This is a genomic window from Sulfitobacter sp. UBA4523 (assembly GCF_002388305.1).
GTDB classification, from domain to species: Bacteria; Pseudomonadota; Alphaproteobacteria; order Rhodobacterales; family Rhodobacteraceae; genus Sulfitobacter; species Sulfitobacter pontiacus.
This window is the reverse complement of record NZ_DGMH01000074.1, coordinates 329-22,514: the sequence shown is the minus strand read 5'-3', so window position 1 is coordinate 22,514 and position 22,186 is coordinate 329. Positions and strand designations below refer to the sequence as shown.

24 protein-coding genes and 1 pseudogene are annotated in these 22,186 nt (G+C 57.0%); 9 read left to right on the top strand and 16 right to left on the bottom strand.

Going from position 1 to position 22,186, the window contains the following annotated elements; all coding sequences use genetic code 11:
• From B3849_RS17430 to B3849_RS17420, 3 genes and pseudogenes are all read right to left on the bottom strand, one after another.
• Window positions 1-440, bottom strand: a pseudogene (locus tag B3849_RS17430) (sensor histidine kinase); the annotation flags it as partial.
• A gap of 11 nt (window positions 441-451) precedes the next feature.
• Window positions 452-1,870: a dihydrolipoyl dehydrogenase family protein gene (locus B3849_RS17425; protein ID WP_278375116.1), complete on the bottom strand. Its 1,419-nt coding sequence runs from the start codon at window positions 1,868-1,870 to the stop codon at window positions 452-454.
• Window positions 1,867-2,601 (bottom strand): TVP38/TMEM64 family protein, encoded by a 735-nt coding sequence (locus tag B3849_RS17420; RefSeq protein WP_064215823.1) that lies wholly within the window; start codon window positions 2,599-2,601, stop codon window positions 1,867-1,869. Before B3849_RS17420 ends, B3849_RS17425 begins: the two co-directional genes overlap by 4 nt.
• 298 nt (window positions 2,602-2,899) lie before the next feature.
• On the opposite strand from B3849_RS17420, the gene rpmH reads away from it, so the two are divergent.
• From rpmH to B3849_RS17375, 9 genes are all read left to right on the top strand, one after another.
• Window positions 2,900-3,034 carry a 50S ribosomal protein L34 gene (gene rpmH, locus B3849_RS17415; protein ID WP_005849748.1) on the top strand — a complete coding sequence of 45 codons (135 nt, stop codon included), beginning with the start codon at window positions 2,900-2,902 and terminating at the stop codon, window positions 3,032-3,034.
• A gap of 46 nt (window positions 3,035-3,080) precedes the next feature.
• Window positions 3,081-3,491: a ribonuclease P protein component gene (gene rnpA, locus B3849_RS17410; protein WP_005849750.1), complete on the top strand. Its 411-nt coding sequence runs from the start codon at window positions 3,081-3,083 to the stop codon at window positions 3,489-3,491.
• Complete coding sequence (yidD, locus tag B3849_RS17405; protein ID WP_152540662.1) at window positions 3,488-3,709, top strand: membrane protein insertion efficiency factor YidD; 222 nt, start codon at window positions 3,488-3,490, stop codon at window positions 3,707-3,709. Before rnpA ends, yidD begins: the two co-directional genes overlap by 4 nt.
• Before the next feature lie 95 nt (window positions 3,710-3,804).
• Window positions 3,805-4,632: a tRNA 2-thiocytidine(32) synthetase TtcA gene (gene ttcA, locus B3849_RS17400; RefSeq protein WP_286780479.1), complete on the top strand. Its 828-nt coding sequence runs from the start codon at window positions 3,805-3,807 to the stop codon at window positions 4,630-4,632.
• Between the two features lie 315 nt (window positions 4,633-4,947).
• Window positions 4,948-5,793: an EAL domain-containing protein gene (locus B3849_RS17395; protein ID WP_340251988.1), complete on the top strand. Its 846-nt coding sequence runs from the start codon at window positions 4,948-4,950 to the stop codon at window positions 5,791-5,793.
• Window positions 5,794-5,908: 115 nt separating this feature from the next.
• A complete protein-coding gene (gene yidC / locus B3849_RS17390; protein WP_286780478.1) occupies window positions 5,909-7,723 on the top strand; it encodes a membrane protein insertase YidC in 1,815 nt (604 codons plus the stop codon).
• Window positions 7,724-8,171: 448 nt separating this feature from the next.
• On the top strand, window positions 8,172-8,822 hold the full coding sequence (yihA, locus tag B3849_RS17385; protein WP_278375114.1) for a ribosome biogenesis GTP-binding protein YihA/YsxC: 651 nt from the start codon (window positions 8,172-8,174) through the stop codon (window positions 8,820-8,822).
• Window positions 8,823-8,852: 30 nt separating this feature from the next.
• Window positions 8,853-9,716, top strand: coding sequence for an acetylglutamate kinase (gene argB, locus B3849_RS17380; protein WP_174226614.1), 864 nt, complete (start codon window positions 8,853-8,855; stop codon window positions 9,714-9,716).
• A 94-nt stretch (window positions 9,717-9,810) separates the two neighbouring features.
• On the top strand, window positions 9,811-10,308 hold the full coding sequence (locus B3849_RS17375) for a SixA phosphatase family protein (RefSeq protein WP_286780477.1): 498 nt from the start codon (window positions 9,811-9,813) through the stop codon (window positions 10,306-10,308).
• 31 nt (window positions 10,309-10,339) lie between these two features.
• Here B3849_RS17375 and B3849_RS17370 read toward each other — a convergent pair whose 3' ends face one another.
• From B3849_RS17370 to rpsM, 13 genes are all read right to left on the bottom strand, one after another.
• Entirely contained in the window at window positions 10,340-11,110 is a 771-nt protein-coding gene (locus B3849_RS17370) for an amino acid ABC transporter ATP-binding protein (protein WP_005849767.1), read from the bottom strand.
• Between the two features lie 15 nt (window positions 11,111-11,125).
• A complete protein-coding gene (locus B3849_RS17365; RefSeq protein WP_009825287.1) occupies window positions 11,126-12,421 on the bottom strand; it encodes an amino acid ABC transporter permease in 1,296 nt (431 codons plus the stop codon).
• A 1-nt stretch (window position 12,422) separates the two neighbouring features.
• Entirely contained in the window at window positions 12,423-13,637 is a 1,215-nt protein-coding gene (locus B3849_RS17360; protein ID WP_037944857.1) for an amino acid ABC transporter permease, read from the bottom strand.
• Window positions 13,638-13,761: 124 nt separating this feature from the next.
• Window positions 13,762-14,778, bottom strand: coding sequence for an amino acid ABC transporter substrate-binding protein (locus tag B3849_RS17355; protein ID WP_037944858.1), 1,017 nt, complete (start codon window positions 14,776-14,778; stop codon window positions 13,762-13,764).
• A gap of 185 nt (window positions 14,779-14,963) precedes the next feature.
• Window positions 14,964-15,677 (bottom strand): ATP12 family chaperone protein, encoded by a 714-nt coding sequence (locus B3849_RS17350; protein WP_286780476.1) that lies wholly within the window; start codon window positions 15,675-15,677, stop codon window positions 14,964-14,966.
• Window positions 15,674-16,723, bottom strand: a complete 1,050-nt coding sequence (locus B3849_RS17345; RefSeq protein WP_005849777.1) for an RluA family pseudouridine synthase — start codon at window positions 16,721-16,723, stop codon at window positions 15,674-15,676. The genes B3849_RS17350 and B3849_RS17345 overlap by 4 nt, the downstream gene beginning before the upstream one ends.
• On the bottom strand, window positions 16,720-17,100 hold the full coding sequence (gene crcB, locus B3849_RS17340) for a fluoride efflux transporter CrcB (protein ID WP_039911526.1): 381 nt from the start codon (window positions 17,098-17,100) through the stop codon (window positions 16,720-16,722). Before crcB ends, B3849_RS17345 begins: the two co-directional genes overlap by 4 nt.
• Before the next feature lie 31 nt (window positions 17,101-17,131).
• Window positions 17,132-18,439 (bottom strand): replication-associated recombination protein A, encoded by a 1,308-nt coding sequence (locus tag B3849_RS17335; RefSeq protein ID WP_064215815.1) that lies wholly within the window; start codon window positions 18,437-18,439, stop codon window positions 17,132-17,134.
• Window positions 18,440-18,443: 4 nt separating this feature from the next.
• Window positions 18,444-19,814, bottom strand: a complete 1,371-nt coding sequence (locus tag B3849_RS17330; protein WP_286780475.1) for a trypsin-like peptidase domain-containing protein — start codon at window positions 19,812-19,814, stop codon at window positions 18,444-18,446.
• 138 nt (window positions 19,815-19,952) lie between these two features.
• On the bottom strand, window positions 19,953-20,372 hold the full coding sequence (rplQ, locus tag B3849_RS17325) for a 50S ribosomal protein L17 (protein ID WP_005849785.1): 420 nt from the start codon (window positions 20,370-20,372) through the stop codon (window positions 19,953-19,955).
• Window positions 20,373-20,503: 131 nt separating this feature from the next.
• Window positions 20,504-21,520 carry a DNA-directed RNA polymerase subunit alpha gene (locus B3849_RS17320; RefSeq protein ID WP_005849787.1) on the bottom strand — a complete coding sequence of 339 codons (1,017 nt, stop codon included), beginning with the start codon at window positions 21,518-21,520 and terminating at the stop codon, window positions 20,504-20,506.
• A gap of 116 nt (window positions 21,521-21,636) precedes the next feature.
• Entirely contained in the window at window positions 21,637-22,026 is a 390-nt protein-coding gene (gene rpsK, locus B3849_RS17315) for a 30S ribosomal protein S11 (protein WP_005849789.1), read from the bottom strand.
• Window positions 22,027-22,041: 15 nt separating this feature from the next.
• Window positions 22,042-22,186 (bottom strand): 30S ribosomal protein S13 (gene rpsM, locus B3849_RS17310; protein ID WP_286780481.1); only part of this gene is annotated, 145 nt, incomplete at its 5' end.

Below are 22,186 nucleotides of genomic sequence, written 5' to 3'. Positions count from 1 at the left end.
AAGGAGCCCGCCTCCATCGTGATTTCGATCAGCAAGCCCGCATCCTGCACCGGAGCACCGATCACGCGGATCACCCCCGGCTCTGTTTCGGCCAGCTGATGGAACGCATCGCGAATCAACACCCATGCGGAGGCATCGCGCAGATCGTATGTCTCTTTGATCGTCTGCGACATCGGGGAAGACAGTGCCAACTGCCGTATGCGGTCTCGCCGTAGCACCACATTAAACACCTGCGCGGTGCGCAACAGCTCTGCCTCAAGCTCGGGGTCGATCATATCGCTTGCGAGCAGGGTCAGCGACGCGATCTGCGCCCTCTCTAGCCGGTTCATCATGTATTCTTCGCGAAACCGTGCGATAGAGGGCACAAAGATCAACACTTCCGCCAGCATCACAAAGATGGTGGTCAGAATAAGAAGCCTGCCGGAGAGGGATTTGAGCATAGGCGCGCGCTTTATGGGATGAACCGCTGCACCAGTCGAACGACAGTCTTGACCAAATCGCTTTCGAACAGACGCGGGCTGAAATACGCCCCCGCCGCACGTTTGTTGATTTCGCCGATGGTGGGATAAGGTGCAACCATAGACGCAATCTGGCTCATTTTCATGTTATTTGCCAGCGCCAAAGCCCACAGGTTGATCAACTCTCCTGCTTGGTAACCGACGATGCTTGCGCCCACGGGGCGCCCCTTGACCACCATGACCTTGATCAAACCTTTGGTTTTACGCTCCGCGATGGCGCGATCATTGTGGTTATAGTGAAAGCGCACGACCTCCAGCTTGTCACCGTGTTTCTCTTTGGCTTGCGCCTCGGTCAGGCCGACTTGCGACAGTTCTGGGTCGGTGTAGGTGGCCCAAGGGATATGCGCCGTCTTCGCCTTGGCAGGCAGCGCGAACATCAGCGACCGGATCACGACGCCGCCGTGATAGCCCGCAACATGGGTAAATTGCATCCCGCCTGCGACGTCGCCAATGGCATAGACCTTGCGGTTGGTGGTGCGCAGGGAATCGTCAACCTTGATCCCGTTCTTGATCGGTTCGATCCCCGCCTTTTCCAGGTCCAGACGATCCGTGTTTGCCTTGCGGCCGACGGCCACCAGAAGATGCGAGCCTTTGAACACGCGCCCGTCTTTTGCTTCCACCTCTATCGCGCCGACATCCCCACGGATTTCAGCAGCTTGCGCACCTTCTGCAATCTCGATGCCTTCGTCCTTGAGCGTTTGCAAAACGATGGCGGCAAGTTCGGGGTCGTCCTTTGAAAGCGCTTTATCTCCCTCGATCACGGTAACCTTGCACCCCATGCGTATGTGGGCCTGCGCCATTTCCATCCCGATCGGCCCGCCACCGATGATCAGCAGATGCTCGGGCTTTTCGCGCAGATTGAACAAGGTCTCGTTCGTCTCGTATGGCGTTGTATCCAGACCTGTAATCGGGGGTACCAGCGGCGATGATCCCGTCGCGATGACGATGCGCCGCGCCTTGATCACCGTATCCCCGGCCTGCACTTCGTCTTCGGAGATGAAGCGCCCATACTCCCGGATCACGTTGACCCCGAAGCCTTCGAAGCGTTCCTGACTATCGACCGGCGCGATCTGTGCAATCACGTCCGCCACATGATCTTTTGCAGCGGCGTAATCCACCTCGCCCGCCGCATTGGCCACGCCATATTCCGCGCTGTGCCGCTGCCCATAGGCCGCTTTGCCCGTAGCAATCAGCGCCTTCGACGGCACGCAGCCAAAGTTCAGGCAGTCGCCGCCCATCTTGTGCCCTTCAAGCAGCACAACGTCCGCCCCCATTTGCGACGCCCCCGCCGCGACGGACAGCCCGCCGGAGCCTGCGCCAATGATCAACAGGTCGGTTTTGATGCGGTTCATTTCAAAAGTTCCTTTTTGCCGGTGACAGCTTTCAACACGACGGGCAGCACCGACAAAGCGCAAAGCCCCAGAATGGGAAGCAGGATGTGAGGTTCGAATATAATGCCGAAGTCTGGCGTTTCACCCCGTGCAAAAACGGAACCCAACCCAGCACCGATTGAGGTGAACACAAGCGACCCGGGAATGATCCCTAGAAAGGTAGAGATCACAAAGCGATAAAGAGGCACGCCCAGGAAGGCAGGGATAAGGTTCGCCACAAAGAAGGGCACCACGGGCACCAATCGTATGAAGAAAAGCATCGACCACTGGTTTTCGTCAATGCCCGCTTTGACCTTCCGCACAAGCCCTTCCGACGCGTCCATGCGCGCCTTCAATGTCTCTCCGAGCCCCATACGCGCGGCAAGAAAGATCACGACCGCCCCCAGTGTCGCGCCGGTGACATTTGCCAGAACGCCGAACACTGTCCCGAATAGAAAGCCGCCAGTGATTGTTGCCACACTCGCCCCTGGAAGGGAAAACCCCACAATCATGATATAAATGCCCAGAAAAACGAGGATCGTCAGCGCGTAGTGCTGGTCACGAAAAGCGATCAGCGCCTCGCGGTTGTCGCGCAGCGTCTCGAAGGTAAGATAATCGCGCAGGGCGAAATAGCCGATCACCGCGACCGCCAAGATGACCACAAAGGGCAAGTAGCGAAACCACGAAGGCTTTTCAGAGGCTTGTGCGGACATATTGTCGGGTCACTTTCAAAAGGGTATAAGTTGTTCCTTATTAGATGGGTCAAATATCGCCAGTCAGATAGGGTGCTCACGTGTGGTTGATGTGAAGGCGGCTTTTATGACGATGTCACGGCAATTCCCAAGAAAACTGTAACATTGCGCAGATAAGCTGGCTTAATTTGTTGCAAAGGCCGAAATAACGGCACCAAGGGTTTGACTTGCCCGTGCTGCAGCTTTAGGAGCAGGGCTTGAAATGACAGTGACGCGCCGAATCTGGTCGCGTGCTAAAGTATAAAGTGGAGTCGGAGCGATGAAACGCACCTATCAACCTTCAAACCTTGTGCGCAAACGGCGCCACGGTTTCCGCGCACGCATGGCAACCAAAGCGGGTCGCAAGATCATCAACGCGCGCCGTGCACAAGGCCGGAAGGAACTGAGCGCGTAATACGCGACCTCGGTTTCAAAAAGATATGACACCGTCGGAGGCACCTATGGATGGCAGCATCGCCACACCAGAGGAAACGCTTCCGGCGGTTTCTTTACGTGTACAAACGCTCAAAAATCGCCCCGACTTTCAACGGGCATCCCGTGCCCCTCGGGTTGCCATGCCCGGTTTCATCCTGCAGATGCGTAAACGCGCAGCGGGCGAAGCCGATGGCATACGGGTTGGGTTCACCTGCTCTAAAAAAGTGGGCAACGCCGTTGCGCGCAATCGGGCCAAACGACGTCTACGCGAAGTTGCACGCCTGACGCTCCCTCACGAGGGACGCGACGGTATGGATTATGTGCTCGTAGGTCGCAGCGATGCCACGGCATCCCTCCCCTTTGACAAACTGCAGTCGGATTTCACCAAGGCCTTGGGGATCCTGCACGGCAAGCAACGCTCTGGTTCAAAAAAGTGACCCCTTTGGCGCGCGTTTTGGCACTGCCTGTGAAAGGGTATCGCCTCGTCTTCAGCCCCTGGGTTGGCCACAACTGCCGATACCACCCGACATGCAGCGCATATGCGCTGGAAGCACTTGCTAAACATGGCGGCATTAAGGGCGGCTGGCTCACCCTGCGGCGCATCGCTCGCTGCCACCCTTGGGGCGATAGCGGCATCGACAACGTACCCGACTAGCCCTTCCTCTTCTCTCCTTTCCCTACATCACCAATCGCCGCCATACACATGTACTGGCGCTTGATCGGCAAACTTAGTTGCACTAAGCCAAGTCCATGCTTGATCAACCCGAAGATATTCACCCGCTCTTCAACGGTGCCCCCCAAAGCACTGAGTTTCGCAAACTGCGCAAACGTCTTGTGCGACAAACGCGCGAGGCGATTGAGCAATACGGGATGATCGAACCCGGCGGCAAATGGCTGGTTTGCATGTCCGGGGGCAAAGATAGCTACACCCTGCTGGCCATCTTGCACGAACTCCAATGGCGCGGTCTTCTGCCCGTCGAACTCGTCGCCTGCAACCTCGATCAAGGTCAGCCCAATTTCCCCGCCACGGTCTTGCCCGCGTTTCTTGAAAAGATGGGTGTCAAACACCGCATCGAATACCAAGATACCTATTCCATCGTCATGGATAAAATACCCGCGGGCCGCACATTCTGTGCGTTGTGCAGTAGGCTTCGTCGGGGGCACCTCTATCGCATCGCACGCGAAGAAGGATGTACCGCTGTTGTCCTAGGCCACCACCGTGATGACATCCTAGAGACGTTTTTCATGAACCTGTTTCATGGCGGGCGCTTGGCGACCATGCCGCCAAAACTCGTGAACGAAGAAGGCGATCTGTTCCTATACCGCCCCCTCGCCCATGTCGCGGAGGTCGATTGCGAAAAATTCTCTACTGCCATGAATTATCCAATCATTCCGTGTGATTTGTGCGGCTCGCAAGTCGGTCTGCAACGCCAGCAGGTAAAATCGATTCTAGACGGCTGGGAGGCGAATAGCCCCGGACGCCGCCAGGTGATGTTCCGCGCGCTGATGAACGCACGCCCTTCGCATCTGTTGGACCCGAACCTGTTTGATTTTGCAGGCCTCAGTCGAGACAAGTAAACCCTCGAAAAGCTGAGGGTTTAATTCAAATCCTTTAGATCAAAGGCAGAACATTAATCTTTTGGTCAGAGGCAAGGGCTATCGGTATGGCGGTAACACTGTCAGCCGAGGCATCATTTGCAACACGATCTTAAACCCAATCTTTCGAGGCGCAGCACAACCCGCCGCCATCTACCCGCTGGTCTCGTGCTCTTGCTTGGGTTTGCGCTGTCCGTATTTTGGTTCGGCTGGCAGGGGTTAATTATCATCGGCTTTATCGCCCCCCCTTTGCTGTATTTGGCTTCAGATAGGTGGCGTAATACACCATCAGAACCAATGCGAACGCGCCCCCTGGATAGGACGGCCACTGCCCGACCAAGCGGCGGCACCGATCCTATACCTCGGGAACCGATGCAGCACGCTCGAACTCTATTTCAGCCTCAGATATCCACCCATTCCGGCATGATCACCGGATTTTCGGCAGTTCCGGCCTGCCACACCAGCATGAACACCGACATGGCCGCGCCGATCAGCACCTCGGAAATTGCAGAGGATGAAACCCTTTTCAGTCACTTCAGCAGTCTGACCCACGCGCTGCACAGGGCTAAAACCCTGCAACGAACGTCTCACGTTCCTTTTATCATCACATGCAACCTTTCTACCGAGCAAGTGGATGACGTGCAACTGGCGGCAAAACTGGAATGGGAACTTGATCGCCTTGACGTCAAACCCGGCACTTTACGGCTAGCCCTGCCGCAACAACTTTGCCAGCATACCCCCCCTCACCCAATAATCTCCACATGTCGTGACCTTCGCACGCTAGGATGCGGTATCGCGCTTAACGGTTTCGGCAGCGGTCCGCACTGCGTTGAGATTATTCAAAAATGCGGCGTTGACCTCGCGATTATCGACCCATCTCTTACCAATGACGTTGATAAACACCCCAACCGTCGCCGCATCCTGTCAGCGGTCGTTGCGATGGCTCATGATTTGGGCGTCGAAACCCTGGCCTGTGATATACGAACCGCCGGAGAGCATAGCTTATTGTCTCAACTGGGCTGCGACCATGTTCAAGGCGACGGCATCGCGCCGCCCATGCAGATACACGAAGCGACCACTTGGATGCATACACATAGCCAAAAACTGACACGCCTGCCCAGTGTGGTAGGTGGCATTCGTTGATGTTTGGCTTCGGCAGATCAGTGTGCACCAAAGGGGAAAAGGCGAATCTACTTGACCTTTGGTGCCTTACTCTGTTGAACCCACGCTGATATTACAGGCATCAGGTGACGGTCACATGGACGATCAAAACAAGAATCTCATTTTCGCGACGGTTCTAAGTTTCATAGTCATCCTAGGGTGGTTCGTGTTGTTTCCGCCTCCGGAAACCGAAACCGTCACTGACTCGGCTGCCACACAGCAAGTGACGGACGCAACCTCGACAGAAGCTGTTGTCCCTTCAAGTGCAGGCGCAGCCGACAATGTTACCGACGTGTCGGACGAGGCAACGGCAGCTCTCGAAGAAGCGCCGCGTATTCCCGTTGAAACGGCGCGCATTTCCGGCTCAATCTCGCTGCTAGGAGGGCGGGTCGATGACCTTCATTTGAAGGATTACAATACAACTATCGAAGAAGATGCTCCTATCGTAAGCTTGCTATCACCTGCCGGCACACCCGACGCCTACTATGCGCTTTACGGCTGGGCTCCAGGCGCGGGGATTGCCCCTGAACAGGTTCCAGGACCAAACACCCTTTGGACACTTAGCCAAGGTGAAACGCTGTCAGCCGAAACCCCTGTCACGCTCACTTGGGACAACGACGCCGGTCAGCTTTTCTCACGCACCATCTCAATCGACGAAAACTATATGTTCAAGATCGAACAGAAGGTTGAGAACACTTCCGAAAACTCGGTTTCGCTTGCACCTTACGGGCTAATTGCACGCCACGGTATTCCAAGCGACGCGCAAAATTTCTTCATTCTGCACGAGGGTCTTGTCGCCATGAACAATGGTGAACTGCTTGAGACCGCTTGGGATGACATTCCCGAGTTGGACGCCGTGAACGGCGTGCCATCCAAACGTATTGACGGTGTAACCAACGGCTGGATCGGCTTCACTGGGCACTATTTCATGACCAACCTGATCCCGGATCCGGCACAGCCAACGCGCTTATCAGTCAAGTACCTGCCACGCACCGAGATTTTTCAAACCGAATCCGTGATGCCGACGCAAACTGTCGCAAGCGGGCAGACAGCAACGGTCACCACACAGTTGTTCGCCGGCGCCAAAGAATGGGAAATTCTGCGCGACTATGAGGCGCAAGGCGTATACAAGTTTATCGACTCCATCGATTGGGGCTGGTTCTTTTTCCTGACCAAACCGATCTTTTGGGTCCTTCACCACCTAAACCTGCTGATCGGCAACATGGGTGTCGCGATCATCGGCCTGACGTTGCTGATCAAAGCTCTGCTCTTCCCACTTGCGTATAAATCCTACGTTTCGATGGCGAAGATGAAAGAGCTTCAGCCACAGATGGAGAAGCTGAAAAAGGACGCAGGCGACGACCGTCAAAAGCTTCAACAGGGCATGATGGAGCTATATAAACGCGAGAAAGTGAATCCAGCCGCCGGCTGTCTGCCGATTTTGATGCAGATTCCGATTTTCTTTTCCCTCTACAAAGTGATCTTCGTCACGTTGGAGCTGCGCCACGCCCCCTTCTTCGGCCCGTTTCAGGATTTGAGCGCCCCAGACCCGACATCTATCTTCAACTTCTATGGTCTGCTGCCATGGGCTGCGCCCGAAGCAGGGACCGTTCTGGCCTTGGTCTTTATCGGGATCCTACCGTTGCTGCTGGGTATTTCGATGTTCCTACAGCAGAAACTGAACCCGGCCCCTACGGATCCCACGCAGCAGATGATCTTTGCATGGATGCCATGGGTCTTCATGTTCATGCTTGGCGGTTTCGCATCTGGCCTCGTTGTCTACTGGATCGCAAACAACACGATTACCTTTACGCAGCAGTACCTGATCATGCGCAGTCAGGGCTATAAGCCTGATATCCTAGGGAATATTAAAGGCAGCATGAAATTCGGACGGAAGGGTGATCCGAAATAATGACAACGGTGACCCAGCTCTATCGCCACCCGCTCAAAAGCCATGGTCGCGAAGAGCTGGATCATACAGCGCCCTCCACGGGGCAGTCGATGCCGTGGAACCAGACCTGGGCCGTTGCGCATGGCGCGGCGCGTCTAGATGAGACCGAATGGGCGCATTGTGCAAATTTGAGCACCGGGTCAAAAGCACCATTTGGTTTGATGCCGCAACACCATGAAGCGATCTTGATTGAGTCGGGAACGACGTGTCAGCTGGCGAAACTGTCCTACGCGTACGGGAAACCATCAAGCGGTGCCAAGCGACCACCGCGAATCCACTCAACGGCGAGCGCGACATCGACATGTTGCGCGTATTGAGCACTTGGGGTCACCAAGATTTCCGCGTATACGCTGAGGTCATTCACACGGGCTCCGTCGCAATTAGCGACCAGGTAAAGGTACTTTAACTCATGCAAATCCAATTTAGCATCGCCGAAGAGCCTGATGCCTATGCAGCCGAAAAAGGCCGCATGCTATTTGCAGGCGAAACGCTGTTTGTGAAAGGCGTTGTCGCGATGGACGGCCTGCCACCCGCCGACCGGATGGAGGTGTGTTTTGCAGGGCGATCAAACGTTGGTAAATCGACTTTGATCAATGCCTTGACGGGCACAAAAGCGCTGGCAAGAGCGTCCAACACGCCGGGGCGCACTCAAGAGATCAACTATTTTACCGCGGCCGACGATCACTACCTCGTCGATTTGCCCGGGTATGGCTATGCAAACGCCCCTCTACCCGTCGTCGAAAAATGGCAACGGTTGCTGAAACAGTACCTTTCAGGTCGGCAAACGCTCCGCCGTGCGTTTGTGCTGATCGACGCGCGGCATGGTGTGAAGAAGGTTGATGACGAAATCATGTCTTTGCTAGATAGCTCAGCCGTGACTTTTCAATGTGTCCTCACGAAAGCCGACAAGGTTAAAGAAGTAGAGCGTCAGAAGGTTTTGGATCAGGTCCGTGGTGCGCTTGCCAAGCACCCAGCCGCCTACCCCGAAATCGTGGTTACGTCTTCTGAAAAGGGCTGGGGCATCCCTACGCTCCGTGCCATTATCGCGACGTTGGAGTGACGAGCACTTCGGCGTTTACCGAGGCAGAGAATGAGAAAACAAGACATGAATCGCGACTGGATCGCCACCGCACGCACCCTGAGCCAAGCGCTCCCCTACTTGCAGCGTTACGCTGACGCGACCGTTGTTATCAAGCTGGGCGGTCACGCCATGGGCAGCGACGATGCGATGGAAGAGTTCGCGCGCGACGTAGCACTTATGCGCCAGGTCGGCGTGAACCCCGTCATCATTCACGGCGGCGGCCCGATGATCAACGACATGCTCGGCCGGCTGAACATCAAGTCCGAATTCGTAAACGGCAAACGGGTGACCGACGCTGCTACGATGGAAATCGTTGAAATGGTTCTGTCGGGCCTTGTGAACGCCCGCATTGTGCAAGCGATCACGGCACAGGGTGGGCGTTGCGTCGGTGTGTCTGGCAAGGATAGCGGCCTAATTATCTGTGACCAAGAGGACCCAGAGCTGGGGTTGGTCGGCGCACCGACCGAAGTAAACCCCCGTTTGCTCCGCGATCTAGCCGACAAAGGGATTATCCCGGTGATTGCGCCCCTTGGCATGGGCCGCAACGGTGAAACATTTAACATCAACGGCGATACTGCGGCGGGCGCGATTGCAGCTGCGCTGAAGGCAGACCGCTTGCTGCTGCTTACCGACGTTGCGGGCGTGAAGAATGCCGAAGGCGACGTACTGACGGAGCTAACAGCGAGCCAGATACGCGAGATGGTGGCAGACGGAACGATTGCCGGTGGTATGATACCCAAAACACAAACTGCGCTTGATGCGATCGACGGTGGCGTGCGCGCAGCGGTAATTTTGGACGGGAGAGCCCCTAACGCCTGCTTGTTGGAGCTTTTCACCGAACATGGCGCAGGGAGCATTATCCGCGGCCAGTAACAACGACTATATAAATTACTGCATACTGCCCCCTCCCCTGTTTCCGGCTGTTTGAGCTTCTTGCTTATGCGGCCGATACATTAAGGAAACGTTGATGAGACGCCTTATTCTGATGCGCCATGCAAAAGCAGGTTGGCCGGCGGGGATCACGACGGACTTTGACCGGCCTTTGGATGACAAAGGTCGGCAAGACGCACATGCAATCGGGCGATGGCTCGACGCCGAAGACTACAGACCTGACCTTGCACTATGTTCTGCATCTCGGCGAACGTCGGAAACGCTCGAACTTTTGGAAATTCCCTCCGCTGTTAAACGAATCTTCACAGACCGCCTTTATCTAGCAGATACAGAACGGCTGATGGCGGCCATACAGGGCGCTGAAGGGTCCACAGTATTACTTCTGGCGCACAACCCCGGCGTGGCAGAGATGGCGCACCTCCTGCCCCGTGTGGGTGCCATAGCTCATCTTGCAGCCGGAACCCCACCGGGTGCGACAATGGTGATGTCATTCGAAGTGGACGACTGGAGGGGAGTGCGCTGGCACAGCGGCGACGTACAGGCGTACATGACGCCACGGATGCTTGCCCAATAGAAAAGGGCGGGGAAATCCCCGCCCTTGAAACTTAGTGGCCCAAAATTTGGCTGAGGAAGAGCTTGGTCCTCGGGCTTTGGGGGTTGTTAAAGAACTCTTCAGGTTCGTTCTGTTCGACGATCTGGCCTTCATCCATAAAGATGACGCGGTTGGCCACCTGACGGGCAAAGCCCATCTCATGCGTTACGCAGAGCATCGTCATGCCTTCCTCAGCCAGTTCGACCATCGTGTCCAGAACCTCTTTGATCATCTCCGGATCCAAGGCTGAGGTTGGTTCGTCAAACAACATGATACGCGGACGCATACACAGGCTGCGCGCGATCGCCACGCGTTGCTGCTGACCACCAGAAAGCTGACCTGGGTACTTGTCCGCCTGATCCGGGATCTTAACCTTCTCAAGGAAATGCATCGCGATTTCTTCAGCTTCCTTCTTAGGTGTTTTTCGTACCCAGATCGGAGCAAGCGTGCAGTTTTCGAGGATCGTCAAGTGCGGGAAAAGGTTGAAGTGCTGGAAACACATCCCGACTTCGGAGCGGATCTTGTCGATGTTTTTAACGTCCGAAGACAGCACTGTACCGTCGACTTCGATCCGGCCTTTCTGATGCTCTTCCAAGGCATTGATACAGCGGATCAGAGTTGACTTCCCCGAGCCCGACGGTCCGGCAATAACGATACGTTCACCACGGTAAACGGTCAGGTCAATATCCCGCAGTACGTGAAAAGTACCGTACCACTTGTTCATGTTCTCGATGCTGATCGCGACCTCGTTCGAGACTTTCAGCGCTTGTGCTTGTTCAGCCATAATAACAGCCTTTCCTTAATGGTGGTCGGTCTGGAGTTGACGTTCCAGCCATTGTGAATATTGCGAGATGCCGTAGCAGACGACGAAGAAGAGCAAGGCGGCAAAGCCCCACAGTTCCCAGTAGACGCCGTTCCAGTCAGTCGACGCTAGGATCGGCCCGCGGATCATCCCAACCAGGTCGAACATCGAAATAATCGACACCAGCGTAGTATCCTTGAACAGCCCGACGGCCACGTTAACGATCCCTGGGATCGAGATTTTCAAGGCTTGGGGCAAAATAATCAGGCGCATGGCCTGCGCATAATCTAGGCCCAAGCTGTCTGCAGCCTCGTATTGACCACGTGGCAAGGCTGCCAACCCACCCCGGATCACCTCGGCGATATAGGCCGACGCGAACATGGTGATCATGATGATAACACGCAGGATCAGGTCGAAGTTTGTGCCCGGCGGCAGGAAGTAAGCCAGGACCACGTTGGCAACAAAAAGCAACGTAATCAGAGGCACCCCTCGGATAAACTCAATGAAAACAACGCAGATCAGTTTGATGATCGGCAAGCTCGATTGACGACCCAGTGCAAGCAGAATGCCCATCGGCAAGGACAAAGACACACAGATCACGCCCAAGATCATGTTGAGCATAAAGCCCCCCATATTCCGCGAGGCGACCGGTTCCAGCGCGAGTACGCCGGATAGGCTTGGCGTAATGAAGCCAAGGACAAACCACGTCACGACGCCCGCGATGAGACCCGCAAAAAGGCCGCCTGCAAAGCTTGTCTTAACGATTCTGCTGTAGACCACATAGCCGACCACTACGGCCAGCAACGCCGACAATGGCACCAAAAGGGAACCGCCCCAGATCAACCAAAAGGCGATGAAAGGATAGATGACGGTAAAAAGGATGAGCCCACGTGGCAGATTGCTAAACAGCACCGGTGACACGGCGACGAACAGTAGTACGAATGCCAATGTCGGGCGCCAGTAGCCGTCCTGTGGATAGGCGATACCAAACAACAGTTGGTTCCAGCGTTCTGTCAGCACCGAGAAACAGCCAGCTTGGACGCCGTCCAATACTTCGCGACACTCGCGAATGTTGGATGTCGTCCAAACCCCGCCCAGCAACCAAGGAAGAAAGCCGGAAAGAATCAGATAGATAACGTAAAGCGCTGCGAGCGTGAGAATGGTGTAAGGGATCGACGAAAACAGGCTTTCGCGGACCCATTTTACAGGCCCCTGCGCGGTTGGCGGGGGCGCGTGCTGTGGCAACATGGTGTCCCGCACATAAGGGACGGAGGCGGCGTGTGTATCTGACATCTTACCGCTCCTTCAAGCTGACAGAGTTGTTGTAGACGTTCATGATCGCAGAGATCGATAGCGAGATCGTAAGATAGAACAGCATCAGCAAAAGCACGCATTCGATCGCGCGGCCGGTCTGGTTCAATGTGATCCCCCCCAGTGTCGCAGTGATATCGGCATACCCTACGGCAATCGCGAGCGACGAGTTCTTCGTGATGTTTAGGTATTGCGAAATCAGCGGCGGAATGATCACACGCAACGCCTGCGGCAGAACCACAAGGTTCATGACCCGCTTCGGGCGCAAGCCCAGCGACGATGCAGCTTCGGTCTGCCCTTTTGAGATCGCCTGAATACCTGCACGCACGTTTTCGGCGATGAAGGCACCGGTGTATACGGACAAAGCCAACCACAAAGCGATCAGCGGCGCGCCGATCTGCAGACCACCACGGAAGTTAAAGCCCTTAAGCTCGGGGTAATCCAATGCGATGGGGCTGCCCATGATGAAGAACATCACAATCGTCGGCACCAGCAAGATCGCGACAGTGGGCCATCCCATAGGCAGCAGCTTGCCCGTACGGAACAGAAGGCTAACCGCATACCGGCGATAGATAATCGCGGCGATGATCGACAGCACAAAGGTCGCAACCACGATCATAGACCCCGGGCCCCAAACCGGTGCGGGAATGTAGATGCCGCGGTTGGTGAAGGCGAAGGCGTCGAAAAGCATGCTCGACGTGGCGTTGTCACCGCGGAACTTGTTGGGCGCGGGCAATACGGCCGTCATCAAGGTGTAGATCATCAGGATCCAGATCAGCACCGGAATATTCCGGAAAATCTCGACGTAGACCGACATCAGTTTGGACACGAGCCAGTTCTTGGACAGGCGTGCCACACCGGCGATCACACCCAGAATTGTCGCAGTGACACAGGCCAGAAACGCAACAAGAAGCGTGTTAATGATACCGACCATTGCGGCACGCAGGTTCGATGACTGGCTGTTATAATCGATTAAGGATTGGTTGATATCGTAGCCGGCTGGCACGTTCAAAAACCCGTAAGAGATGTTCAATCCGGCCTCTGCCAGATTTCGTACCAGGTTAATGCCCAGAAACGACATCAATGCGATAAGCAGTATCAGCGCGATAAACTGGAAGGTGTAGGATCTATAGCGGGTGTCGTTAAGCAACATCGACAGCCGGAACGAGCCCTGTTGAGGGTCGGACATTGTCGTCATCAGATTTTCCCTGTGTGCCGGACCTGTTTTTCACGCACCATTCGGTGTCGCGGGCCGGGTTTTATTTTTGCGTCGTATAGGCGCAAAGGGCGCGGAATTGCTCCGCGCCCCTCGACGGATGTGTTTAGCGGAAAGGAGGCGCGTACATCAGGCCGCCGTCTGTCCACTGAGCGTTCAGGCCACGGGCCAGACCGATTGGTGTTTCTTCGCCGATGTTCTTGGCAAAGATTTCGCCGTAGTTACCTTGCGACGCGATAGCTTTCTTCGCCCAGTCAGCTTCCAGACCCAGCATTTCACCCAAAGTACCTTCGGTGCCAAGCAGACGGGCAACTTCTGGGTTTGTGGTGTTTGTTGTCATCTCTTCGACGTTTGCCGATGTGACACCCAGCTCTTCAGCTGCGATCAGAGCGTAGAGAACCCAGCGGGTTACATCGCCCCAGTCGTTGTCGCCATGGCGAACAAGCGGGCCCAGAGGCTCTTTGGAGATGATTTCGGGCAGGATGATGTGCTCACCTGGGTTTTCAAAGGTCGCACGTGTCGCGGCCAGACCGGATGCGTCGGTAGTATAGGTGTCGCACGCACCGGCCAGATACTGCTGTTGGCCTTCGGCGTTTGTTTCAACAGGAACGGGCTCGTAGCTGATGTTGTTGTTGCGGAAGAAATCCGCGAGGTTCAGCTCGGTCGTGGTACCGGTTTGGATGCAGACAGTCGCGCCATCCAGATCCTTGGCAGAGGAAACGCCAAGCTCTTTCGGAACCATGAAGCCCTGACCGTCATAGTAGTTCACGCCGATGAAGTCGAACTTGAGGTCGACATCGCGGCTGAAGGTCCATGTGGTGTTACGTGCAAGGAAATCGATCTCGCCCGAAGCCAGCGCGGTGAAGCGTGTTTTGCCGGTTGTGGGGATGAATTCGACAGCTGCGGGGTCGCCCAGTACAGCAGCGGCAACGGCGCGGCATACCGCCACGTCAAAGCCTTCCCATTCACCATTGGCGTTGGGGGCCGCAAAGCCTGCCAGACCGGTGGTAACGCCGCAGTTCAGCTTGCCGCGCGCTTTGACATCGTCAAGCGTGGACGCAGCAGCTGCGCCAGCCGCAAGGCCGGCTACTGTTAGCGCACCAAAAAATACGGATTTGTTCATTTTAACCTCTTCCTGATTTTCCGCCACGTTTTAGGGCGGTTCACCCGGCACCTTTTCGGACCGGAGATGTTTTGGCGGGGTTATCCCCGTCAGTGGAAGGGAGTTTGGGCGAATTTACGCCGGAACGTCAAGTCAGTGTGCTTAAAAAATGCCCTCAATCCTATGTATTGGGGTCACCGTGAAACCTATTCGGGCACGCTCAGGTCAAACATCAACTTAGCGTGTAAGAAACTAGTCTTTTTCACTGCGGCCAAGGCGTCTGCCTCGTCATCATTGCCCCACTGCTCGGCCTGCCAAATCTCGTCCAGACGCGAGATTTCCCAAATCGATTCCGCTTCCCTCGCGTCAAGCGCCGCCGCAAAGCCCAAGATTAGTGAGCCAGACAGGCTCACAAGGTCGTGGAAGGCAGCGAGTTGAAAGTTGCTTAACGCATGGGTGCGCGCCGACAAGCGTGCGACATCCGCAGGTGACTGGGGTTCGTGCATGATCCCCACCCGGGTCTGCAAGCTCACGCCCAAGGCCTCGCGGGCCCACTCCAGCATGGGGTTCCATTGTTCGGCTTGCCGCGCGACCAGCTCAGCCGGGCTATCCGCGCGATAGCACAGCAGATCACAGTCGCCGTAGGCCGCCAACATATCCGCAACCTCGGCATGTTGCAGCGCAACCTTGTCGATCGCTGCATTGGCGGTTTTGGTGGCGGGCATGGTGTCGGGGTTGATCACCCCGTCCTGTGCCTGCCACTCAGCAGCGATTTTCTGCGCCATAGCGCGGGTTGGCACCACCAGCGCACGTTTGGCCGGCGTCTTGATCCCGCGCCCGTCAAGCTCGACAGTATAGCCACCCTCCGCCTCGACAACGGCCGCATCTTTCCAGAAACGTTTCGCTTTCCAATCGCTCACCCCCAATCCTCCTCGAACGGGTCAGCAGGCACGTCGGAGGGTGCCCACTGGAACGTGTCCCAGGTGCGCGCCATGTGGTCCGGCAGCGGGGCCGTGAGGTTCAGTCGCGCCTTGGTGACGGGATGCTCCAGCGTCAGAGATCGCGCATGCAGGTGCAGCTTCTTCGAGATATCGCCCCCCAGTTGCGCACCCCATCCGTCGCCCATGTTCTCCTGACCTGAACCGCCATATTTACCATCTCCGACAATGGGATGCCCGATTTCAGCCATATGCGCACGTAGCTGGTGCGTCCGGCCCGTCACAGGGATCAGCGCCATCCAGCAGGTCCGCTTACCGGCCTGTGCAAGGGTCGCATAATCGGTGGTCGCGCGCTTTGCGCCTTCGGTTGTTTCCATGTCTTTCGGGTGGACGCAGTACATCTTTTCGCCCTCGCCACGGGCGCCGTGACCGAAGGCTTTGACCAGCCCGAATTTGATCGTCCCGTTGCGCGGATGCGGGACGCCCGCGACCGCAGCCCAGTAGATCTTGCGGGTTTCACGATGGCGGAACGACGCTGTCAGCGCGGCGGCAATCGACCGTGTCCGCGCCATGATCAGCACGCCAGAGGTGTCTTTATCCAAGCGGTGCACAAGGCGCGGCTTTTCATCAAGCTCGAACATCAAAGCATCGGCAAGCGCGTCGACATGGCGGTCCGATTGACCAGACCCGCCCTGCACCGGCAGCCCCGGCGGTTTGTTCAGCGCGATGATGTGATCGTCGCGATAGATCACACAGGACCGGATAAACTTGGTATCCGCCTCTGATATCCGCGTGCGCTTGGGCGGCGGCGGAGCCTTTTCATCAGGCAGCGGCGGGATACGCACGGTCTGCCCGACCTCAAGCCGAGTAGAGGCTTTGACCCGCCCCCCATCAACACGGATGTCACCTTTCCGGCACATCTTTTCGATCAGCCCTTGGCCAATCAGCGGAAAGGTCCGTTTGAACCAACGGTCCAACCGCTGATCCCCGTCGCCTTCTTCTACGACCAGATGTTGAACCCGGCTCATGCAAATACCCCTCTGGCCACGAAAAGGCCCAGCATTAATCCTAGCACCGATAGCCCGACGGACAGTGCCACATATATCCCTGCCGCCCCGATCTGGCCGCGCTCCATCAACGTGACCGTCTCGAGCGAGAAGGACGAGAACGTTGTAAAGCCGCCAAGCACGCCGGTCATCACAAACGGGCTGATCTGCGTCAGCCCTTTTTGTGCGGCACACACCACAAAGAGGCCCATCAAGAACGACCCGATGATGTTGACCGTCAACACCGCGATCGGAAAATCCGACAGCCCGACCAGCCGCGTCACGGCGACACCAAACAGATACCGCAAGGAGGCACCGATCGCGCCGCCCATAGCGACAAGGGACAGGGTTGAAATCATCTGCGGTCTCTCACGGTTCACGCCCCGAATGTCAAGTTTTCCGCGTTGCCCGCAGCTTTTCGAAATAATCGACGCGTTTTTTCAGGTCACGTTCAAAGCCTCGTTCGACAGGTTGATAGAATTGCGGTCGCTCCATCCCGTCGGGAAAGTAGTTCTGGCCGGAAAACCCGTCTTCGGCATCATGGTCATAGGCATACCCCGCGCCGTAGCCCTGTTCCTTCATCATCTTGGTGGGCGCGTTCATGATGTGCTTGGGCGGCGGAGAGGAGCCGGTTTGCTTGGCCGCACGCCGCGCAGCCTTATAGGCCACGTAGGCCGCGTTCGACTTGGGGGCCAGCGCGAGATAGGTCAACGCCTGCGCAATCGCCAGCTCCCCTTCGGGCGAGCCGAGCCGCTCGTAGGTCTCCCACGATTGCAGGCAAACAGACTGCGCCTGCGGATCGGCAAGCCCGATATCCTCGACCGCCATGCGCGTGATCCGGCGCATCAGATACCGCGGGTCTTCGCCTCCCTCCAGCATCCGCGCCAACCAGTACAGCGCCGCGTCAGGGTCAGAGCCGCGCACGGATTTATGCAGCGCTGAGATGAGGTTATAATGCGCGTCCCCCCCTTTGTCGTATTGCGCCGCGCGCCGCATCAACCGCGCCGACAGGGCCTTGCCGTCCAGCTTGCCCTCGACCTTCCAGGCAGCGACTTGCTCTATCAAGTTGAGCAACGCACGCCCGTCGCCATCGGCCATCTCAAGCAGGTTTTCACGCGCAGGCCCGTCCAGTGGCAAGCCACGACCCAGTTCCTTTTCGGCCCTTTGGGCCAGCCGTTCCAGATCAGAAAGCGGCAAGCGTTCCAACACCAGAACCTGCGACCGGCTCAGCACAGCGGCGTTCAGCTCGAACGATGGATTCTCGGTCGTGGCCCCGACCAGCAGGATCGTTCCATCCTCCATGTGAGGCAGGAAGCCGTCCTGCTGCGCCTTGTTAAAGCGGTGGATCTCGTCGACGAACAGCAGTGTCCCCTGCCCGTTCTGTCGCCGGATTTTCGCCGCATCAAAGACCTTGCGCAGCTCAGGCACACCGCTGAAAATCGCGCTGATCTGCACGAAATGCAGGTCCGTCTCATCCGCCAGCAGTCGCGCGATCGTCGTTTTGCCAACGCCGGGCGGGCCCCAGAAAATCAGCGACCCCAGCGACCCCGACTGCAGCATGACCGTCAGCGGCGCGTCCGGCCCCAGCACCTGTGACTGACCGATGACCTCGCCCAAGCTTCGCGGGCGCAGCCGGTCCGCCAACGGGCGGTGCCCGCTTTCCACAGCCGGTGCGTCCGATCCAAATAGGTCCGCCATCGCGCTAGACCCGGAATTGCAGCGACAGACGTTGAACGCCACGCTGCACCACCATCGACACCTGCCGGCTGCCCGCCATCTGGTCGCTGACATCCGACGGTGTTTGCACCTCGGCCCCGTTCACGGCCAGGATCACATCCCCCTGCCGCAACCCCACGCGCGCACCATAGGGCCCGGTATCCATCACCGCCACGCCCGCGACCTCAAGCGGGAGGTTCAATTCAGCCATCACAGCAGGATTGATCCGCGCCAACGCCAACCCCGGTAGCAAGCTGCTGTCATCCAGCGTCAGCGCGGCACGCGATGGCTCTTCCGGTGCGGCGATCAGGGCGACCTCAACCTCTTCCACCTTGCCATCGCGCAGCCGCGTGATCCGCGCTTGTGCGCCCATCCCGGCCACGCTCATGCGGTAGATCATCTCGGCGGGTGTATGTACCTCTTGCCCATCGACCGCCGTGATCACATCGCCGACTGCAACACCGGCCTTCAGAAACGGGCTGGCAGGATGCATCCCCGACACGATGATCCCACCAGGCCGGTCCAGCCCCAGCGGGCCCGCCATATCCGCGTCCACCGGCTGGCCGCTCATCCCCGCCCAAGGTCGGGTAAATTCAACGGCCCCGTCGCGCGCCTGCGCCATGAACGCCGCGATCAAATTGGCAGGTATCGCAAAGCCAATCCCGTTTGAACCGCCAGAGCGTGTCAAGATCGAGGTGTTGATCCCGATCAACCGCCCCTCTACATCGATCAACGCACCGCCAGAGTTGCCCGGGTTGATCGGTGCATCCGTTTGGATGAAGTATCCCTGCCCGCCACCGTTCATCCCGCCAGACCGCGCAAGCCCTGACACGATCCCGCTGCTCACCGTTTGCCCGACCCCAAAGGGGTTGCCGATGGCCAGCGTCAACTCTCCGACCTCGACGGTATCGCTATCGCGCAACGACAAAGGGGTTAGCCCGTCTACGTCATCGATTTTCAGGATAGCCAGATCGCTCTCTGCATCGCTCAGCAGCACGCGGGCGGAAAACTCGCGACGGTCCGACAGGACGATCCGAATGTCCGTCGACATCCCGACCACATGATAATTCGACACCACGATCCCGTCCTCCGACAGAATCACGCCGGACCCGAGCGAGTTCTGAACCCGTGGGCGGCCGGCGTCTGGCCGTCGGAAGAAACGTTCGAAGAATGGATCAGCCTGCAGCGGCGTGCGGCTTTGTTCGACGATGGTGCGGGCGTAGATGTTCACCACGGCGGGCGCGGCCTCGCGGACCAGCGGCGCAAAGCTCAACTGGATCTGCGCGGCAGAGCTTGGCACCGTTTGCGCAGCGGCAGGGAAAGACAGAACGGTCAGCAGGATCAGAAGTATTCTCATGCCCCCAGATATGCGCAGCCACAGGCCCTTGCGCAACACCCGAGTTCCAAATGGATTTAAATCCTCGCCGAAGGCATAAAGGCAAAAAGCCCCTGCGTTGGCAGGGGCTTTCAGAATTCTTAACAAAATCAGGTCGCTTTAGTCTTCGGCAACCTCATAGGCCGCGACGCGCGCCTTGTCATTTGCACCCTTCGCGTCGCGGTCGCGATCTACGAATTCGATGATGGCCATAGGTGCCATGTCGCCATAACGGAAGCCCGCTTTCAGAACGCGGACATAGCCACCCTGACGGTCTTTGTAGCGTGGGCCCAGGATGTCGAACAGTTTCGCGACATACTGGTCTTGCTTCAGTTTGCTTGCAGCCTGACGACGCGCGTGCAGGTCGCCGCGCTTTGCCAATGTGATCATCTTTTCGATGATTGGCTTCAATTCTTTGGCTTTTGGCAATGTTGTTTTGATTTGCTCATGTTCGATGAGCGAGCCTGCCATGTTCGAGAACAACGCCTTGCGGTGCTCATGTGTACGGTTCAGGCGGCGGTAACCACGTGCGTGACGCATTTTCTAGTCTCCAATTTAATGCCCTCTACGGGCGGTTTTACTTTGTCTGGTTGGCGTGCGTAGCGCCAACTCTCCTTGGGGCCGATGCCCGGTCGTATTGTCGGGCGGGGAAGCCCCACCCGACAAATCTCTTAGAACGAATCCTCGAACTTTTTCGCGAGGTCTTCGATGTTGTCTGGTGGCCAGTCCTCGACGTCCATACCAAGGTGCAGGCCCATGCCCGACAGCACTTCCTTGATCTCGTTCAAGGACTTGCGGCCAAAGTTCGGCGTGCGCAGCATTTCGGCTTCGGTCTTCTGGATCAGATCACCGATGTAGACGATGTTGTCGTTCTTCAGGCAGTTTGCCGAACGGACGGACAGTTCCAGCTCGTCCACTTTCTTCAGCAGCAGCGGGTTGAATTCCAGACCGTCGTCGTCGTCCTGACGCGATGCGGATTCGGGTTCGTCGAAGTTGACGAAGATGCCCAGCTGATCCTGCAGAATACGCGCAGCAAAGGCCACGGCATCGTCAGGAGAGATGGAGCCGTCTGTTTCGACTTTCATCGTCAGCTTGTCATAATCCAGCACCTGACCTTCACGGGTCGGCTGCACGTCATAGGACACTTTCTTGACCGGCGAATAGATCGCGTCGATCGGGATAAGACCGATAGGCGCATCTTCTGGCTTGTTCTTGTCTGCCGCCACATAGCCCTTGCCGGTGTTGACCGTCAGTTCCATGTAAACGTCAGCGTTGTCATCCAGGTGGCAGATCACGTGATCGCGGTTCAGAATTTCGATACCAGCGCTTTCGGAGATGTCACCAGCTGTGACAACACCCGGCCCCTTGGCAGAGATCGACAGGCGCTTGGGCCCTTCGACTTCCATGCGCAGGGAAACGCCTTTGAGGTTCAGAACGATGTCGGTGACATCTTCGCGAACACCCGCAACGCTCGAAAATTCGTGCAAAACATTATCAATTTGTACAGATGTGATGGCGGCACCTTGCAGCGACGACATCAGAACGCGGCGCAGCGCGTTGCCCATTGTCAAACCAAAGCCACGCTCGAGCGGCTCGGCGATGACAGTAGCCTGACGTGCAGGGTCATTGCCCGGCTTGACGTCCAGCTGCTGTGGCTTGATCAATTCAGCCCAATTTTTGTGGATCATACGTCCCTCCATTCCTGTTCTGCGCCCCATGTCCAAATGGCGAAGAACTCCCGAGGTTTCAACAAAGCAGTAAGAGGCCGTGCGCAAAGGCGCGGCCCCTTTTGTAACTTACACTCTTAGACGCGGCGGCGTTTCGGAGGGCGGCAGCCGTTGTGCGCCATTGGGGTCACGTCACGGATCGATGTGATGTTGAACCCGGCAGCTGCCAGCGCGCGCAGGGCGCTTTCACGGCCGGAGCCGGGGCCTTGCACTTCGACTTCCAGCGTTTTCACGCCGTGGTCCTGGGCTTTTTTACCTGCATCTTCAGCAGCCATCTGAGCCGCGTAAGGTGTCGATTTACGCGACCCTTTAAAGCCCATGGTACCTGCGGAGGACCAGGAAATTGCGTTACCCTGAACGTCAGAGATCAGGATCTTTGTGTTGTTGAAGCTGGAGTTAACATGCGCCACACCTGCGGCGATGTTCTTGGAAACCTTACGCTTCGTCTTTGTCTTTTCGCGTGCCATTGATCAGACCCTCCCTTACTTCTTCTTACCGGCAATGGCCTTTGCAGGGCCTTTGCGCGTACGAGCGTTGGTGTGGGTACGCTGACCACGAACCGGCAGGTTACGACGGTGGCGCAGGCCACGGTAGCAACCAAGGTCCATCAGACGCTTGATGTTCATC